This window comes from Massilia hydrophila (genome assembly GCF_020208145.1).
GTDB classification, from domain to species: Bacteria; Pseudomonadota; Gammaproteobacteria; order Burkholderiales; family Burkholderiaceae_D; genus Telluria; species Telluria hydrophila.
The window spans coordinates 1-472 of the sequence record NZ_JAHYBX010000049.1; the positions used below are offsets into that span (position 1 = coordinate 1).

1 pseudogene is annotated in these 472 nt (G+C 40.9%); it reads left to right on the forward strand.

The annotated features are described in order from the left end of the window. Nucleotides 1–409, forward strand: a pseudogene (locus LE190_RS22245) (hypothetical protein); the annotation flags it as partial. Nucleotides 410–472: the final 63 nt, after the last annotated feature.

Genomic DNA, 472 nt, shown 5'->3' on the forward strand with positions numbered 1-472 from the left:
GATCAAGTTTGCATTGGGCAGTACAGTTTCTCCTCTGAATCAGGAGACCGTAAACCGTTTGATCGGTAGCAGCAGTTACGATCGGCATATTCGTTCACTGAAGATGCAACTGGCAAAAAATGCCTATCTGGCCACCAACCTAATCGCTTCCAGTTTTCCTGAAAAAACCAAAGTGATCACACCTGCAGGTGGGTATAATCTTTGGGTTAAAATGCCTAAAAGTACAGATATGGCGGATTTTTACGCGCAGTGTGAAAAAATTGGTGCAAGATTTACGCCGGGCTATACGTTCTCTTTTGCGAATACTTTTGAACATTATTTTAGGTTGGTCATCGCGGACAAGTTTTCTGCTAAACGAATAGAAGCGATCCAGCATATAGGTCGTTATTTATGTGGGAGCCTGTACTGATGCTAAATGAACAATGTGTATCGAATAATAGCAAGTGATAGCATGTACATTTGTGTATTTAAT